This window comes from Flavonifractor plautii ATCC 29863 (assembly GCF_000239295.1).
Classification (GTDB): Bacteria; Bacillota; Clostridia; order Oscillospirales; family Oscillospiraceae; genus Flavonifractor; species Flavonifractor plautii.
This window is the reverse complement of record NZ_JH417621.1, coordinates 1-16,314: the sequence shown is the minus strand read 5'-3', so window position 1 is coordinate 16,314 and position 16,314 is coordinate 1. Positions and strand designations below refer to the sequence as shown.

The 16,314-nt window shown below is 56.5% G+C and carries 15 protein-coding genes; 14 read left to right on the top strand and 1 reads right to left on the bottom strand.

The features are described from left to right. Positions 1-291: 291 nt before the first annotated feature. The 10 genes from HMPREF0372_RS00185 to HMPREF0372_RS00140 all read left to right on the top strand — a co-directional run bounded on the left by HMPREF0372_RS00185 (position 292) and on the right by HMPREF0372_RS00140 (position 10,649). Positions 292-1,065: an IclR family transcriptional regulator gene (locus HMPREF0372_RS00185; RefSeq protein ID WP_007487850.1), complete on the top strand. Its 774-nt coding sequence runs from the start codon at positions 292-294 to the stop codon at positions 1,063-1,065. A 95-nt stretch (positions 1,066-1,160) separates the two neighbouring features. Then, positions 1,161-1,964: a beta/alpha barrel domain-containing protein gene (locus tag HMPREF0372_RS00180; protein WP_007487849.1), complete on the top strand. Its 804-nt coding sequence runs from the start codon at positions 1,161-1,163 to the stop codon at positions 1,962-1,964. Positions 1,965-1,967: 3 nt separating this feature from the next. After that, on the top strand, positions 1,968-2,888 hold the full coding sequence (locus HMPREF0372_RS00175; protein ID WP_007487847.1) for a molybdopterin-binding protein: 921 nt from the start codon (positions 1,968-1,970) through the stop codon (positions 2,886-2,888). A gap of 5 nt (positions 2,889-2,893) precedes the next feature. Continuing rightward, positions 2,894-3,712, top strand: a complete 819-nt coding sequence (locus HMPREF0372_RS00170) for a 2-keto-4-pentenoate hydratase (RefSeq protein WP_044939412.1) — start codon at positions 2,894-2,896, stop codon at positions 3,710-3,712. 26 nt (positions 3,713-3,738) lie between these two features. After that, positions 3,739-4,614 carry an acetaldehyde dehydrogenase (acetylating) gene (locus HMPREF0372_RS00165; protein ID WP_007487843.1) on the top strand — a complete coding sequence of 292 codons (876 nt, stop codon included), beginning with the start codon at positions 3,739-3,741 and terminating at the stop codon, positions 4,612-4,614. A gap of 3 nt (positions 4,615-4,617) precedes the next feature. Further along, positions 4,618-5,643, top strand: coding sequence for a 4-hydroxy-2-oxovalerate aldolase (gene dmpG / locus HMPREF0372_RS00160; protein ID WP_007487841.1), 1,026 nt, complete (start codon positions 4,618-4,620; stop codon positions 5,641-5,643). A gap of 52 nt (positions 5,644-5,695) precedes the next feature. Further along, positions 5,696-6,304 carry a 4Fe-4S dicluster domain-containing protein gene (locus HMPREF0372_RS00155; RefSeq protein WP_039996349.1) on the top strand — a complete coding sequence of 203 codons (609 nt, stop codon included), beginning with the start codon at positions 5,696-5,698 and terminating at the stop codon, positions 6,302-6,304. Between the two features lie 16 nt (positions 6,305-6,320). Continuing rightward, entirely contained in the window at positions 6,321-7,796 is a 1,476-nt protein-coding gene (locus HMPREF0372_RS00150; protein ID WP_007487839.1) for a hypothetical protein, read from the top strand. Between the two features lie 358 nt (positions 7,797-8,154). Beyond that, positions 8,155-9,429: a benzoate/H(+) symporter BenE family transporter gene (locus HMPREF0372_RS00145; protein WP_007487838.1), complete on the top strand. Its 1,275-nt coding sequence runs from the start codon at positions 8,155-8,157 to the stop codon at positions 9,427-9,429. A 113-nt stretch (positions 9,430-9,542) separates the two neighbouring features. Next, on the top strand, positions 9,543-10,649 hold the full coding sequence (locus HMPREF0372_RS00140; RefSeq protein WP_007487837.1) for a M24 family metallopeptidase: 1,107 nt from the start codon (positions 9,543-9,545) through the stop codon (positions 10,647-10,649). Between the two features lie 332 nt (positions 10,650-10,981). On the opposite strand, the gene HMPREF0372_RS00135 is transcribed toward HMPREF0372_RS00140, so the two are convergent. Then, positions 10,982-12,502 carry a sigma-54 interaction domain-containing protein gene (locus HMPREF0372_RS00135; protein WP_007487836.1) on the bottom strand — a complete coding sequence of 507 codons (1,521 nt, stop codon included), beginning with the start codon at positions 12,500-12,502 and terminating at the stop codon, positions 10,982-10,984. Between the two features lie 71 nt (positions 12,503-12,573). Between HMPREF0372_RS00135 and HMPREF0372_RS19510 the strand changes: the two genes are divergently transcribed. The 4 genes from HMPREF0372_RS19510 (at position 12,574) to HMPREF0372_RS00120 (ending at position 16,214) form a co-directional block, all read left to right on the top strand. Beyond that, the gene (locus HMPREF0372_RS19510) at positions 12,574-13,008 is read left to right on the top strand and encodes a hypothetical protein (protein WP_131971445.1); all 435 of its coding nucleotides are present in this window, start codon (positions 12,574-12,576) and stop codon (positions 13,006-13,008) included. A gap of 104 nt (positions 13,009-13,112) precedes the next feature. Next, entirely contained in the window at positions 13,113-14,222 is a 1,110-nt protein-coding gene (locus HMPREF0372_RS00130; protein ID WP_007487832.1) for a C4-dicarboxylate TRAP transporter substrate-binding protein, read from the top strand. 66 nt (positions 14,223-14,288) lie between these two features. Beyond that, complete coding sequence (locus HMPREF0372_RS18610) at positions 14,289-14,903, top strand: TRAP transporter small permease subunit (RefSeq protein WP_080567974.1); 615 nt, start codon at positions 14,289-14,291, stop codon at positions 14,901-14,903. Next, a complete protein-coding gene (locus tag HMPREF0372_RS00120) occupies positions 14,904-16,214 on the top strand; it encodes a TRAP transporter large permease (RefSeq protein WP_007487829.1) in 1,311 nt (436 codons plus the stop codon). The last annotated feature ends 100 nt before the right edge of the window (positions 16,215-16,314 follow it).

Sequence of the window (16,314 nt, the reverse complement as noted above, 5' to 3'; positions counted from 1 at the left end):
ACACCGTGGCCCGCGCCGTCGCACAGGAGGCCAGAGAGCAGGGCATTGCACGCGCCTGAACACAAGATTTCGACGGGTTAGGCAGAGATGGAAACCAGTGTGTATTTCAGCGATACAAAGTCGGGGCAGCAATGGGCAGTGGGCGGGAAAGCCAGTTTTTTTTATCGGTCGGTAAAAAATGCAGGCGGATAATTGTTCTATATAAACAAATATCGTTTTGTAATAACGAAAAATGTTGACAAGGAAATGCGGTGGACCTATAATCAGAAGCAGAAAGAGACGTGATAGACAATGGAAGGGAAAGAAAAGAGAGGCGTAATTGTACAATCGGTCGCACGTGCCCTTACAATGATCTCCTGCTTCGCAAATGATACGGAACTAGGTATCTCTGAAATTGCAGAACGGATGGATCTATCCAAGAGTACGACATACGGACTGGTCAATACATTGACGGCTTTTGGATACTTGGAACAGACAGAGAACAAAAAATACCGCCTGGGTCTCAAGCTTTTTGAGCTGGGAAATCTTGTTCAGTCCCGCATGGATGTCCGCATGGAGGCGCGGCCCTATTGCCAGCTGCTGGCGGACAAATACCGAACCACGGTCCACCTGGCTACCCATTCTGAGGGAGAGATCATCTACATTGACAAAGTGGATAACAACAGCTCGGTTGTTGTCTACTCACAGATTGGGAAGCGGGCCCCCATGTATTGCACGGGCGTAGGCAAAGCGATTTTGGCTTTTCTGCCCGAGGAGTATATGGAAAAATATGTCCTGTCCAGGCCCCTGATAAAGATGACAGAGCATACCATTACGACAGGAGATGGGCTGCTGAAGGAGCTGGAGCAGGTACGGGAGCGGGGTTATGCGGTAGACGATGAAGAGATCGAGCCCGGCCTTCACTGTATCGCAGCTCCGATTTTCAATCACAAGCGCCAGCCTCAGATGGCGATTTCGATGTCCTTTCCATACGGAAGAATGTGGGATCTGGATTGGGAGCAGGCCGTTCGGGATGTCCTATATTATGCTAAGCAGACATCGGAGCGCCTCGGGTACATTAAATAACAAATAGCATGAATATTTTGAAGGGAACGAACGGTTCCCTTCAAAAATAGCTATCATTACGAACATGGTTCGGCAATAACGAAAAGGAGAGGGATATGAGAGATATCCGGGATGATCTTTTTCGGAGCATATACGGAAGACGGTTCCGGGCAGCTCTGACCGCAGAGCGCGCCGGCGTATTGGCCGGCACGGAAGCTGCAAAGGCCCAGGCGGATGAGCTGGGTATCGAACTGGAGCTCTGCAAGGCGGATGGAGAGGAACTGATGCACGGGGAGCGCATCGGCACTCTGGTTGCGGCGGCCAAGCAGGTGGCCCTGGCGGAGGAGCGCATGATCGGCGCCCTGGCGAAGGCAAGCGGGATTGCTACTGCGGCCCGTACAGCGGTCCTGATGGCGGATGGACGCGCCGAAATTGTGTCCGGTTCCTGGAAAAAGATGCCGCCACAGATCAAGGAGCTTGTACGCGGTGCTATTTTGACGGGTGGAGCCAACTGCCGGATTGCAGAGCAGCCGATGATCTATCTGGATAAAAACTATATTCGTATGTTGGGCTCCATCCCCCAGGCGTTGGCCGCCTGTGCATCTTTCCACGAGTATACAAAGGTGGTGCAGCTCCGGGGAGAGAGCGCCACGGTTGCCTGGGAGACGCAGGCTGCTGTCCGGGGAGGAGCTGATATCCTGATGGTGGATACCGGAGCACGGGAGGATCTGGAATGCTGCCTGTCCGAACTGGCGGCTATGGGCTGTCGGGGACACATAAAAGTGGCATTTGCCGGCAATGTAAAGCTGACGGATATTCCGGAGCTGTCGGAGCGGGCCGACATCCTCTGCATTGGGAAAGAAATTGTAGATGCCCCGCTGCTGGACTGGAAGCTGGATGTGATGAGGGAGGAGTGTTGAAGCATGGGATTGAACCTGCTGGAAAAGACGGAGCTCTGGGTCAATGAAATTACACTGGCCAACGCCAATCTGAGCGATATGGCGGACGCGGTGGCGGAGCAGCTTGGTCTGGACAAGGGAAAGGTGATGGTAGTGGATGTGCGGCCCCGCCACATCACCTTTGACGTGCTGGAAAGGAATGTCCCGCAGGCTGGGATTATGGGAAAGGAGCGGGCAATTTTGTCGGCGCTGGCCGCCCTGCCCGGGGTGTGCCTGACAGATAAATCCTATATTCACTCCAACGGGATTCTGGGCCTCATCTGTGCGGATGTGGAGGAGCCTGAAGCCGTATTGGACAGAGTCTCCAATATGACGCGGGAAATTCAGGAAAAGGTGTCCAGGCGGGCAATTGTTTTTCCCACTGGATTTGAGCTAAAACAGGGGATGATTCAGGACACCAACACCCCGTTTCTCAAGCATGAGCTGGAAGAGCGGGGCTATTACGTAACAGTGGGGGAGGTCATGGAGGATAATGTGGAGGATGTGGTGGAGAAACTGGATGACGCATTGTCCCGGGGGTTTGGCCTGATTGTTACCACCGGCGGCGTAGGGGCGGAGGACAAGGACCACTCGGTAGAGGGGGTCTGCCGCATGGATCCCACGGCGGCAACCCCGTATATTGTAAAGTTTCAGCAGGGAACCGGCCGGCATGTGAAGGATGGCGTCCGCATCGGTGTGGGCGTAGTGGGCCCCAGCCGTATGGTAGCGCTGCCCGGGCCTCACGACGAGGTAATGTGCGCAGCTCCGGTTCTGCTCCGGGGCCTGGAGGAAAACTGGGATAAGGAGACTCTGGCGGACCGGCTGGCGGCGGCGCTGGCAGACAAGTGGAGGCGGAAAGGGATGGGGCAGCCTCACCATCACAACCGTGGACAGGAGAAAGGATGAAGAATATGGACCATAAACAGGCTGCGCAGATGCTGTGGGAGGCGGAGCAGGGGCGGTACCAGATTGACATGCTCACGCAGACCCATCCGGAGATGACGGTTGAGGATGCCTATGCCGTCCAGTTGGAGAATGTCCGCCGGCGGGAGGCCGCCGGGGAACGGGTGGTGGGCATGAAGATCGGCCTGACCAGCGTGGGAATGCAGCGGTTGCTCCATGTGCATGAGCCGGATTACGGCCACCTGTTTGAAAATATGCTGCTGCTGGAGCGGGAGCCCTGCTTGGTGTCAGGGCTGATCCAGCCCAAGGTGGAGGGCGAGCTGTCCTTCTGCCTGGGCAAGTCCCTCCAGGGGCCCGGGATCACCGTGGCGGATGTGTACGACGCCACCGAATGGGTGACCCCTTCCATTGAGATTGTGGATTCCCGCATTAAGGACTGGAAGATCAGGCTGCCCGACACCATAGCGGACAACGGCTCTTCCGCACGGTTTATGCTGGGGGGACGGATGATGCCTATTGGTGCGGTGGACATGCGCCTGACCGGCATGACTCTGGAGCAGAACGGGGTGCTGGTGTCGTCGGGTACCACGGCGGAGGTGTGGGGCAACCCAGCGGCCTCTGTGGCATGGCTGGCCAACAAGCTGGGGCAATTCGGCATCTCCCTCAAGGCGGGCTCCATCGTCATGGCAGGTGCGGTGACTGCGGCGGTCCCGGCCAAGGCGGGAGACGTGTTTACGGTCAGCTTCCAGGGGATGGGCAGCGTCACTGTGCGCTTTGTGGATGAACCGGGCCATTCCACGCCGTCGGGCGGCGTGTATGACAAATAGATGGAAAACCAGAAAAGGAGATCAGCATGGAGAGAGTCAAAGTTGGGATCATCGGGCCCGGCAATATTGGCACGGACCTAATGTATAAGGTAATGCGCAGCCGGAACCTGGAGATGAAGACCATGACGGGCATCGTGGAGTCGGAGGGAATCCGGCGGGCTGCGGGCCTGGGGTTTCAGACCTCCATCGAAGGCGTTGAGGCAGTGGCGAGGGACCCGGAAATCGGGATTGTCTTTGACGCTACGGGAGCCGCTGCACATATGAAGCACGCACCCATCCTCAGAGAGGCGGGCAAAATTGTGTTTGATATGACCCCTGCGGCGGTAGGCCCCTTTGTGGTGCCCTGTGTTAACCTGGACCATTTGCAGGAGCTGAATACGGACAACTACAACATGGTCACGTGCGGAGGCCAGGCCACGATTCCCATCGCTTACGCCATCAATCGGGCGGCGGACTCTGAGTATACGGAGATTGTAGCCTGTATCTCCTCCAAAAGCGCCGGCCCTGGCACACGGGCCAATATCGACGAGTTTACCCAGACCACCTCGAAAGCCCTCCATGTGGTGGGCGGAGCAGACCGCTCCAAGGCCATTATCGTCCTGAACCCGGCGGAGCCGCCCCTGATGATGTCCAACACGATCTACTCCATTGTGAAAAACCCGGACGAAAGGGCCATTGTGGAGTCGGTCAACCAGATCGTCAGGGAGGTACAGGCCTATGTGCCCGGCTATTCTCTGCGCGTACCGCCCATTGTAGATGGCAATAAGGTGACGGTGATTGTGCAGGTGGAGGGGGCTGGAGATTTTCTGCCCAAATACTCCGGAAACCTCGATATCATCAACGCTGCCGCGGTGGCCGCCGCGGAAAAGGTGGCCGCCAGGATGCGGAAGGAGGGCAAGTAAGCCATGAGTCTGGACAAGAACAGAAAAATACATATTGTGGATACTACCCTGCGGGACGGCAGCCACGCTGTGAGCCACAGCTACACGGTGGAGCAGGTGACCGCCATTGCCTCCGGGTTGGACAAGGTGGGAGTGGACATCATCGAACTCTCCCACGGAGATGGCCTGGCCGGCTCCTCCATCAATTACGGATTTTCCGCCACGCCGGAGATGGAGCTGATCCGGGCGGCCAGCCAGGTGGTCAGGCGCGCCAGGCTGGGCGTTTTGCTGCTGCCAGGCGTGGGGACCATTGAGGATCTGAAGGAGGCCAGGGCCAATGGGGCACAGGTCGTGCGTGTGGCTACCCATGTGACCGAAGCGGACATTGCCATCCAACATCTGAAGGCCGCCCGCGAGCTCGGCATGATGCCGGTAGGCTTTTTGATGATGGCCCATATGGCGCCTCCGGAAAAGATACTGGAACAGGCACAGATTTTTGTGGACGCAGGCGCTGAGTACGTCAACATTGCCGATTCCGCAGGCTATATGACCCCGGATGATGTGCGGGCAAGGATTTCTCTGCTGGTGGAGAAGCTGTCCATCCCTGTGGGCTTCCATGCCCACAACAATCTGGGGCTGGCGGTGGCCAACGCGCTGACTGCGGCGGAGTGCGGCGCGGATTACATTGATGTAACCTGCCGGGGGCTTGGCGCGGGCGCCGGGAATGCCCAGGCAGAGGTGGTGGCCGGGGTATTCCAGCGGCTGGGCTACTCGACCGGCCTGGACTTCTACAGCTATATGGATCTGGCAGAAAACGTGGTGGAGCCTATCATGCAGCGGCCGCAGATCATCAAGAGCGCGCCGCTCATGCTGGGCTATGCGGGCGTGTATTCCAGCTTTCTGCTGCATACCTACCGTGCCGCAGAAAAATTTCACCTGAATCCCCGGGACATTTTGGTGGAGCTGGGCAGACGCGGCATGGTAGGTGGCCAGGAGGACATGATTATCGACGTGGCCCATGCCCTCTCTCTGGCGAAAACAGAGTGCTGAATCTGTCGAAAGGACAGTGGCAAAATCGAATTGAAAAAGGAGAGACCAGCATATGAAGCGGGTAACCATCATGGCGCATGTGGATCCCGACATCTGCCGTGGATGCCGGGTCTGCGAAAAAGTCTGTCCCGTCTATGCCATTCATGTCACCCATCGGAAGGCGGCGGTGGAGGAACCCGACTGCCGGGGGTGTGCCAACTGTGCGGACCGATGCCCATTCCATGCGATTACCATGGTCAAGCGGGAAGAGCCCTTTACGGTTGGTGTGGATGTGAGCCGGTTTGATGGGGCGAAGATCCTCGCCCTGTGTGAAAAGGCCCACTTCCATCCACAGCAGGTTTTGTGCTATTGCGTCGGCGTCCGGGCGGAGGAAGTGGCCGCTGCCATTCTGGATGGAGCGGACACGCCGGAGGAAATCTCGTCCCGCACCGGAATCCGTACCGGTTGTACCATCGAGTGCATCCAGCCCATTCTACGTCTGCTGGAGGCCGCCGGCATCCAGCCCAAACCCAACCCGGACGGCTGGCAATGGTATGGAGAGACGGTCACCGCCTGGACCATGCCGGAGAAGGTCAAGCAGAAATATGCCAGCCGAGGCTTCTATTTTGACGAGGACCGGAAGTTGCTGGACCAGGTGGCCGCCACCAATCAGGAGATTTAGGAGAGGAGGTAATCCCATGTGCAACGAGAATTTGAAGCACGCCCCCATTATGCCCATTGCCGCTAAACCCTCCCAGTATGGTATTGATCCATCCCTGGTGAAAAGGCGCGTGGCCGAACTGCCCGGCATGTGTTCCCTCCGGTTGGCCGAGCTGTTTCCAGAGCTGCCCCCGGTGATCTATCCGGGCGGGCAGGATGCACTGGACAAGCTTTACCAGGTGGCCATGGAGGAGCTGCGGAAGGTGGACATGAGCTTCATCAAGCCCGGCCAGTCGGTCAACATCCTGGCTTCTCACCACGGCTTCACCCTGCTGGGCGGCCAGCCCTACGCCATCCTGATCAAGGCCACCCGGGATGCCATCATCGAAAAGACCGGCTGTAAGGACGTGCGCCTGCGGGCCGGCGTGGGTATGCGCTTCCGGGAGACGGAGGAGTATATCAGGCGCTATCAGCTGGACGAGTACTTCGGCCCCGGCAAGACCAAGGGCGTGGCCCCTATTGATGAGGGCATCCCTATCGAGACGGAGGTGGGTACCCTCTACGGTATCAAGGCTGTCTACGACGCCGACTGGATTGTCCACTGCCACCACACCGATGTGCGGGAGGTCCACTTCCACCGGCAGGTGGATAAAGCGGTCAAGCCCTTCGGCATGTCCTATGCCCGCATCGAGACCCGCTCCACTTACCATCAGAACCTGGGCCCCCGGGCCGCCAACTTCACCGCCCGGGCCATCTTTGAGAGTCCCTTTGTCCAGAGCAAATTTGCCTTTGCGTCCTTCCTGAACGTGGGTCCCCATGGCGTCATCGGTGTAGATGCGGATAACGACCTCTATGCCGTCAACGACCGGGCCACCTTTGTTGGCTGCCAGCTTTATGGAAAGGTGATGACCCTATTCGGCAAGATTGACGAGTGCATCGCCGTACTGGACTTCCCCTGCCCGGTACCATACGTGTTCTCCGCCGGCGTCATCTACGCCAACTTCACTGGGGCCAACCAGGATCTCTACGACATGGAGGGCACCCCCCTGCCGCCCTATACCTGGTACACTGAGGCCTTTTACAAGAGAAACGGCAAGCCGATCCTGAACGATATCCCGCCGCTGAACCCGGCCATCAAGATGTGCGTGCACAACTACGCGTGGACCGGATACCCCTCCGCCTTTTTCTCCGACCACATTCCCACGGTGGTGGTGGGGCAGGAGCAGGCTGACCTGTTCGACATGGAGCCTATGAACATCGAGTATATGTCACACGCGGTGGTAGCCAAGACTACGGAGAGCGCCATGGACTTCGCCTATAAGACGACAGGCACGGACAAGGTGATCATTTTTGACGGTGCCATGGGCGGGCTGAACTGCTCAGAATCCCTGGCGGATCTTCTCATCACAAAGGCGCCGGAGGTCAGCAAAGAGGTGGACGAAATTCTCATGCCCAAGTGGTTCCGCCAGCGGGGCGTGGATGTCTCCATTCTTAAGAGTCTGGCTCAAAAATGAGTAAGCAGACAACTCGGAACATGGAAAGGACATGGTACTCTGCTGTAGGAATGAGGGTTATAACGGCAACTGTCCAGGCACCTTTTAAAGGTGCAGAACAGTTGGGTGTCATCCTGCCGCTCCAGAGTCCCGGCCTGGTACAAAGTGTGTTACGTTGTAGTGTGCTGAGAGCACATTCCCTGTAACTGTGATCTGAAAATTGCCCATGATATGGGCTTGGCAGCCCATGGATCAGTAGATCTCCAAAAGGTATTTACCGCCTGCTGGAGAGGTACGGCCCCAACGCTACGGTGGCATATGTGCCTTATGGCCGCTGGACCGTACTGGATATTGAAGAGAAGAAAAGAGGGAAAACAGCATGGGTGCAGACACTACTGAAAAAAAGAGCGGTTTCCGACTGTTTGAAAAGGGATGCGGATTTAGAGCGGGAGCAAAGGACTTGCTCAAATATACCAACGGGTCGACCCTTTCCAGCGCGATTATTTCTACTATTTTTGGCTGCACAGGTCCTTGTCTCGTGACGATTGCGGCCTCCGAGGCGGCTGGCTTTACCACGGCAGAGACTGTGTCCTGGATTTTTGGAATATATGTTTTCGGCGGATTATTGGGGGCAATTATGTCGCTCTACTATAAGATGCCCATATCCGGAGCATTTTCCATACCAGGTGCCACATTGATGGGGACAGCACTGGCAGGCTATAGTTTTCAGGAGGCGGCTGGCGCATTTGTCATCGCTGGCGTGATTGTGTTGCTTTTAGGCGTGACGGGCTTAATAGGAAAAGTGATGCGCTGGCTTCCGCTGCCAATCGTTATGGGAATGATTGGCGGATGCATGCTCAAGTTTGGTACACAAATCGTAACGGGTATAAATACCTTGCCCATCGTATGCGGGTTGGCGGTGTTGGCATTTTTGTTGGTACCACGCATAATCAAAGGGTTCCCTGGAGTCTTGGCGGCTCTCGTGGTAGGGGTCATTGCGGCGATTGCCACAAACTCCTTTGCCGGTGAGGTAGGAGAACTGGTATATACTCCCCCTATGCTTGTTGTTCCGCAGTTTAACCCCAATTTGATTCTCTCATGCTCCCTGCCGCTTGCAGCCTTGGTAGTTGGAGCAGAAAACGCGCAGGCAATGGGCGTTTTAAAGGCCCAAGGCTACAATGTACCGGCCAATGCAATGACAGTAGCATCTGGTATCGGCGGTATCATTTCCGGCCTAGTGGGTGCGCACAATGCAAATATTGCAGGGCCTATGACCGCTATCTGCGCATCGGAGGAGGCTGGGCCCAAGGAGGGACGCTATGCAGCTTCTTTTTGGAATGGCGTCACATTCGCAGCGTTTGGGCTGGTGGGTTCTTTTACAATTGCATTTGTATCTTTTATTCCCTCTGAACTGGTTAACGTGCTGGCAGGTCTGGCCATGCTTAATGTACTGATTCAGGCATTCAATGAGGGATTCGGCACCTTGAAATACAAAACGGGAGCTTTCTTTGCGCTATGCGTTGGCGCCTCTGGCCTCTCATTTTTGGGGATTGGTTCAGCTTTCTGGGCACTGGTGGCGGGCGTGGTTGTCTCTGCAATATGTGACCGGAAAGACTTTAAGACGGATTCGGCGGTGGTTGAACAGGCCGGTTGAGCCTCAGGTATATCTATCTATAGGTATACTGGAGAAGGGACAGCATGCGGACACCACCAGTTGCTCTACAGAAACATCCGGCGGTAACGGCACTTTGAGGAGGAAAACGCCATATGAAACAGTATATTCCCTGCCGTATTGCAGCGCTTCAGGATAAGCTGAGGGAGCGTGGACTGGACGCTGCCCTGATCTATGACCGGGAAAATCTGATCTACTTCGCGGGGATTTCGGATCTGGAAGGAGGAGTGCTTTGCGTTCCCTCAAACGGGACGGCGGAGCTGTTTTGTCTCTGGATGGAGGCGGAGCATATGCGCCGGGTGAGCGGCTTAAAGGTGACAGGCTACCTATTTCCGGCGGACACTCAAAGCACCATGGCGGCTAAATGGCTCCACAAGCTGGGATTGGAGCGGCCCCGTGTGGGATTTACACGCTATTTTATCAGCCTGAAGGACTACCAGTGCCTCCGGGAGGCCGTGCCGCAGATGAAGGTGGAGGATATTGCGGCGGTCTGCTACCAACTGCGCAGCATCAAGTGCCCGGAGGAGATTTGGCGCATCCGTGCGGCATCCAAGGCATTGAAGGCCGGAATGGATGCGGCACTATCAGTTGTCAGAGCGGGGATTTCGGAACGGGATGTGTTGGTTGAGGCGGAGTATGCAATGGGGAAAGCTGGAAGTCAGGGCTCCCCTTTCCGGATGCAGGTGCTGACCCATAGCCGACAGATGCAGAAGCATCCCTATGCCGGCGCTGCGTTGCTGGAGGATAACGCACCGGTGGTGATTCATTTGGGAGCGTCGGTGGAGGGCTACACCGCAAAAATGTGCCGTACGGTCTTTCTGGGTACGCCGCCGGAGGCATGTGTGGAGATCTACCGGGTGCTCCGGAGGGCTCAGGAAACCGCAGTCGCCAGACTGCGCCCCGGCGTGACCTGCGGAGCGCTCTATCAGGCTGCTGCCGACTGTGTGGAGAAAGCCGGATACGGGGAACACTGGGTGATGGAACACATTGGCTACGGTGTGGGTATCCGGCAGTCAGAGTTCTATCCCATCATCGCAAAGGGAAGCGCGGTCCCCATTGAAAAAAACATGGTGGTTGACTTGCTCCTGCCCAGCATCTATGTCCCCAATATCGGCGGGCCCCGGCTGACGGATACAATCCTTGTAACGGCCCATGGCGCAGAGTATTTAACCGATTATAGCCGAGAAATTTGGTTCCGCTGAACGGGGCCTTGTATCCGGCTGTGAAGTACCGCGTGGGGAAGAGCCGATTACTGAAGAAAAATGCGCAATGTGATTAACGGGCTCTTGTATCGTTCCGCTGCTCCTTGATGCGCTGAATCGGCCTGCGGCGGTACGAATCAAACTGAAAGCCATTGAAATTAGGGCCGCGGCCGTCAACTGTGTTTCATAACCAAGGGAGCAGCGACCGATTCACCAAACGATAAACCCGCCAGAAACTACGGATTCTGGCGGGTTTCCCTTTTATAGCACGGCGATCAATCTGGTAAAGTGTACGAACTGAAGCTCTGTGCCGGAGCGGAACAGAGGGAACTTTAGGGCAGATGAATATTATACTGCTTAATTTTGCGGGAGATGGTGGAGACATTCACGCCCAGAGCTTCGGCGGCCGACCGCATGCTGTTGGTGTTTCGAAGCGCCTGCTCAATCAAGGTTTTTTCATAATGTGAAACGGCATCTCCCAGGGTAGATACCGGCTGCAACGCCTCGTCTACAGTGTCCTGCCGCAGCAGATCCAGAACAACGCTCTCCTGTACCACATCGCCCTCGGGACAGCACAGCGCCAGATACTCCAATGCGTTTTCCAGCTCCCGCACATTGCCGGGCCAGCGATAGCGTGTGAGAATGTCCATTGACTTGGGCGTGAGCGTGATGGACCGCTGATATTTCCTGCGGTAGATTTCCAAGAAGTGTTCCACCAGTTCGGGAATATCCTCTGGGCGCGCTCTTAGCGGGGGGATCTGGATGGGAATAACGTTGAGCCGGTAGAAAAGGTCGCTGCGGAAGGTCCCTGCGGCGACCTTTTCCCGCAGGTTGCTGTTGGTCAGGGAGAGAAAACGGATGTCCAGACGCCTTGCCTTGGTACTGCCAACCCGGGTGATCTCCCGGTTCTGGATGGCGCGCAGCAGCTTGGCCTGGAGATCCAGGGGGAGGTCGCCGATCTCATCCAGCAGCAGGGTGCCGCCGTCCGCCAGTTCAAAGAGGCCGGCCTTACCGCCGGCGCTGGCGCCGGAGAAGGCGCCCTTATCATAGCCGAACAGCTCTGACTCCAGCAGGCTGGCGGGGATCGCGGCGCAATTTACTTTAATGTAGGGGCGGTTGTTGCGCAGACTGTGGCGGTATACCTCGTCTGCGACCACCTCCTTGCCTACACCGGACTCGCCGGTAATAAGCACGGTGGCATCGGAAGCCGCTACATGCCGGATTTTCTCCCAGATACCATTCAGCGCCTTGGAGTGCCCAATCATGGGGCGGGCCTCCAGGGTGCTGCTGTTTTCATTGACGGAGGACACAGGCTCCCGCTTCCTGATTTCCTCAAGATTGTGGAGGAACTGCTCAAAATCGCCCTGCAGCAGCTTCAGGGTGGACAGGGGACGGCTGCTGACCACCACCTTGGATAGGGAGCCATCCCTGTTAAAGACGGGAACGCCGACGGTATAGCCCATCAAGGGCGGGTCTGTCTTATAGGTTGTGGAGAGCCGAAAGACTCGCTTCCGGTTCTGAATGACATCGCAACTGGCACCCCCGGTGAAGATTCTGCCCTCCTGCACGATATCGAATACGTTTCGGCCCAAAACATCCTCCGGCTGGACGTTGGTGTTCTGACTGTAAGCAGGGTTGACATACAGCACATTGCCTTCCCCGTCGGTGACGAAAATGCTGTGGTCCACATGCTCCACAATCTCATGGAAGTCCAGATTTTCCCTCTGAAATGCATGCAGTTCATCCACTGCTTCAGACAGTACCTGGGCGGCCTGCCCGGATACCGGCCCGTCCTGCCGGCAGAGCGCCTCTAACTTTTCTGCGATCGTGTCAAGCCGTATATGTCTGTCCATTGAAGCACCTCCACGGAAAACGTCGCTTTTTCGTCCCTATTATTGTACCATAATTACGAATATTGTCAAAAGTGCAATTGTTTCAGGTGCGCAACACAGATGCGCAGTTCCGCAACAATATGCTGATATCCCACAAATGTCCCGCCCCGGGAAGCAAACCGCCGATCCCTTGGAGCCGTAAGCAGAAAAAGGAGCAGCCCGCTTTTTTGCTGCTTGGCACGCGGGTTGCTATAGAAATAGGATGTCAAGCGGTTCTATTTGGCATTGGCTCAATCAATACCGAGGAGAAGGAGTACACCGAACCGTTCGGCCATCCGCCAATTGAGGATTTTCCAGAGTGGGAACCGGTGCACATCATTCTGCTGGGCAACAACGTGATGGGAGTGGAGAATGCAGGAGGTGATATTGAAAAAGTAACCGGGCCAGCGCTTTACCATTGCGGCCTTCCCGCTGCGCTGGTATATGGGGGATGGCACGATGATTCGTATGGCCGCCATTACGGATGAGGAGCACATCAATCGAAACGTCCCTGACCGTGTTTGCAAATACGGCGTGAACTGATGGCCGCACCGGCTGACATGAAATTTGAAATGGGAGGGATATCTGTTTCATGAAAAAGAAAATTGCCTGCGCTGTATTAGGTGCGATGCTTCTGGGACTCTCGCTGACCGCCTGTGGAAATGCGGACAACCCGTCCACGGGAGAGATCACGGAGTCCGGCTACCCCAAACGGGAGTTTATTGTGGCCGCCATCGACTCCCACGACAAGACATCGGCCCACGAAATTGAGATCTTCACCAATCTGGTTACTGAGCGCTCCGGCGGCGCCATTACATTCAAGGTCTTTTACGACAATCTGCTGGGCAAAGCCACCGACAACCTGAATACGCTCAGCTCCGGAATTGCCGACCTGGGTACGGTGTGCACCCTTTATACGCCCAGCAACCTGCCTTTGTCGCAGATCACCTACTGCGTGCCCTTTGCCCCTGATGACCCCGTCCTGGCTGCAAAATTAATGTATAAAGTGTCCGAGGCGTACCCTGAGTTTTATGAGGAGTACGAAAAAAACAACGTGGTATGTCTGGGCTGGAAGGGCAATGAGCCCTACAAACTCTATTCCAAGGGGCCTATTGAAGAACTCGCACAGCTAAAGGGGAAAAAAATCACTTTGGGCGGCGTGTACTACATCCCCTGGTTCCAATCCATCGGCGCTGTCCCTGTCAACGCTGCGGCGGCCGATCTATACCAGACCATCAAGACCGGTGTTGCCTCCGGCTCCTTCGTCTATGACAGCATCTACTGCAACTACAAGCTCTATGAGGTGGAAGACTACTGCCTTCAGGTCGGCCTGGGCGCGCGCAATAACAATGTGCTCTGCTTCAACAAGGACATGTGGGAGAGTTTGGACGAGAAGACCCAGCAGCTCTTCCAGGAGTGCGCCGACGAGGCCATGGCCGAGTTCCAGGACTGGCAGCAGAGCGAGATGGACGGCTGGGAACAGGAGATGCTCGACAACGGCGTTACGATTTCCACCCTTTCCGACGAAGCCAAGGCCGAGTGGGCTGAGACAGCCCTCGGCTATCAGGACACCCTCCAGACCTGGATTGATGAGGTCACAGCCCTTGGCTATGACGGCGCTGGCATTATGTCCGCCTACCTGCAGGCCGGGGAAGAGCTGGGTTATGAGTGGCACTTTGATACCACTCCCTATATACAGTAAGCCCCTGTACCGCCGGCTCCTGTGCGTGCGGGAGTCGGCAGAGAGGACAGATAAAGGAGGAACGGCATGTCAAAGTCAATGAAACTATCCGCGTTTTATGAAAAGCCTGAGCTCTTGATGAAGCTCTTCGGCTGGGTCTCCGCCGGGGTGATGCTGTTTAACATGGTGCTCATCTGCTGCGATGTGTTCATGCGCTATGCGTTCAATTCGCCGATCCAGGGGACGACAGAGATCGTTACCATGCTGATGGCCTGGGTGGCCTATGCCGGCATGGGCTACACTTTGCTGAAGGGACAGCACATGCAGCTTGGCGCCGTGTACGACAGGCTGCACGGCCGGATCAAGCACATCTTCAGCTTTTTCATCTACCTGCTGGCCACAATCCTGTTTGTTGTCATGATCAAAGCGTCCTGGGACCAGTTCTGGGCCTCCTGGCTGATCAAAGAGAAGTCGGTGGCCGCCGTGACGGTGTATGTATTCATCGGAAAGTTCGGCTGTTTCCTGGGCTGGCTGCTGCTGGCCATTCAGGGTGCGTTCATGACGGTATACTGCGCCGTCGGAATCGCCAGGCCAAACCAGGTGGACCCCATCCTGATCAAATCCGAGCTCCCCTCCGAGGATGAGCTGGGCGCGTTTGGTGTGGAAGGGACGCAGAACGCGGAAAAGGATGGTGACGGCTAAATGGAAGGCGGAATCATTTTGGCCCTGGTCGGCATGGTCACCCTGATCGTGCTGGTCCTGATGGGAGTACACATTGCGGTGGCGCTGGGAACCGTGGGCTTTTTCGGGCTGGTCGCCTGCCTGAACCTGCCCAAGGCGGTGGCCATGGTCGGCATTCAGGCCTACAGCGGAATTGCAACCTTTGATTATGCAGTCATCCCGCTGTTTATTTTGATGGGCATGCTGGCAACCGGAATCGGAATCAGTACAGAGTGCTACGACACGCTGGCCAAGTGGCTGGGCCGCATTCCCGGCGGCCTGGGCGTGGCTACCACGCTGGGATGCACCGCCTTCGGCACGCTGAACGGCTCCGCGCTGGTCACCGGCTCCGTGTTCGCAAAGATCGCTGCGCCGGAGATGCGCCGGTACGGCTACAATACCAATCTGACCTATGGCTTGATCGCTGCCTCCGGCAACATCGGCCAGTTTATCCCGCCCAGTATCCTGATAGTCATTTTCGGCGCCCTGTCGGGCGACTCTATCGGCCGCCTGCTCATGGCCGCCATCGCCCCCGGTCTGGCACTGGCGATCGGCTTCTCTCTGTTTACCGTGATCGCGGCCATCGTCAAGCCCTCCCTGTTCCCACGGGTGGAGCAGCGCTTCACCTGGAAGGAAAAGCTGGTTTCCCTGAAGAACCTGATCCCCATCGCAATTGTGGCCGTGGTGATCATCGGCGGCATCTTCTTCGGCATCTGCAGCTCCGCGGAAGCCGGCGCGATCGGCTGTCTGGTGTTCTTCCTCATGGGCCTCATCAAGCGCACCCCCTTCCGGAAGATCTGGCGCTCCATCATGGACACGGTGGAGAACATGACCATGCTGTTTCTGATCCTGGCCTGCTCCGGCATGTTTGCCAAGTTCATGACCGTGTCCGGTCTGGCCCAGGCGCTGACCAACCTGGTCACCCAGGCCCACCTGAGCCCCATCGTTTTCATGGTGGCAGCGGTAGTCGTGTTCCTGATTCTGGGCTGCTTCCTGGATGCCTACTCCAGCATCGCCCTGACCATCCCCGTGTTCTACCCCGCCGCCGTGGCGCTCGGGATTGACCCCATGCAGTTTGACCTGGTGGCAATTCTCGCCCTTCATATGGGCGGACTGACACCGCCTGTGGGCCTGTGCGTTTACTCGGTCAAGGCGGTGGCGCCCAAGGATGTGGACGTCATGGGCATATTCAAGGGCTCCATGCCCTATCTGGCGGTTATGATCGTCATTACACTGCTGTTTATCTTTATTCCAGGACTATCCACCTTTATCCCCAACGCTATGTTTACCTGATCAGGCTCCATCCTCATTTCTGCCATTTTGAAAGGAGTTATTATCATGAGTAAGACCATTCTTGTCGACCTGTCCCATCCCTTCGGCCGCGGCAATCCCC

What these genes read in the sequence shown, in the direction of transcription:
- HMPREF0372_RS00180 (WP_007487849.1), top strand. Translation starts at nt 1,161, where the DNA reads ATGAGAGATATCCGGGATGATCTTTTTCGGAGCATATACGGAAGACGG.
- HMPREF0372_RS00135 (WP_007487836.1), bottom strand. Translation starts at nt 12,502, where the DNA reads ATGGACAGACATATACGGCTTGACACGATCGCAGAAAAGTTAGAGGCG.
- HMPREF0372_RS00155 (WP_039996349.1), top strand. Translation starts at nt 5,696, where the DNA reads ATGAAGCGGGTAACCATCATGGCGCATGTGGATCCCGACATCTGCCGT.
- HMPREF0372_RS00165 (WP_007487843.1), top strand. Translation starts at nt 3,739, where the DNA reads ATGGAGAGAGTCAAAGTTGGGATCATCGGGCCCGGCAATATTGGCACG.
- HMPREF0372_RS00170 (WP_044939412.1), top strand. Translation starts at nt 2,894, where the DNA reads ATGGACCATAAACAGGCTGCGCAGATGCTGTGGGAGGCGGAGCAGGGG.
- HMPREF0372_RS00150 (WP_007487839.1), top strand. Translation starts at nt 6,321, where the DNA reads ATGTGCAACGAGAATTTGAAGCACGCCCCCATTATGCCCATTGCCGCT.
- HMPREF0372_RS00185 (WP_007487850.1), top strand. Translation starts at nt 292, where the DNA reads ATGGAAGGGAAAGAAAAGAGAGGCGTAATTGTACAATCGGTCGCACGT.
- HMPREF0372_RS18610 (WP_080567974.1), top strand. Translation starts at nt 14,289, where the DNA reads ATGTCAAAGTCAATGAAACTATCCGCGTTTTATGAAAAGCCTGAGCTC.
- HMPREF0372_RS00175 (WP_007487847.1), top strand. Translation starts at nt 1,968, where the DNA reads ATGGGATTGAACCTGCTGGAAAAGACGGAGCTCTGGGTCAATGAAATT.
- HMPREF0372_RS00120 (WP_007487829.1), top strand. Translation starts at nt 14,904, where the DNA reads ATGGAAGGCGGAATCATTTTGGCCCTGGTCGGCATGGTCACCCTGATC.
- HMPREF0372_RS00140 (WP_007487837.1), top strand. Translation starts at nt 9,543, where the DNA reads ATGAAACAGTATATTCCCTGCCGTATTGCAGCGCTTCAGGATAAGCTG.
- HMPREF0372_RS00145 (WP_007487838.1), top strand. Translation starts at nt 8,155, where the DNA reads ATGGGTGCAGACACTACTGAAAAAAAGAGCGGTTTCCGACTGTTTGAA.
- dmpG (WP_007487841.1), top strand. Translation starts at nt 4,618, where the DNA reads ATGAGTCTGGACAAGAACAGAAAAATACATATTGTGGATACTACCCTG.
- HMPREF0372_RS00130 (WP_007487832.1), top strand. Translation starts at nt 13,113, where the DNA reads ATGAAAAAGAAAATTGCCTGCGCTGTATTAGGTGCGATGCTTCTGGGA.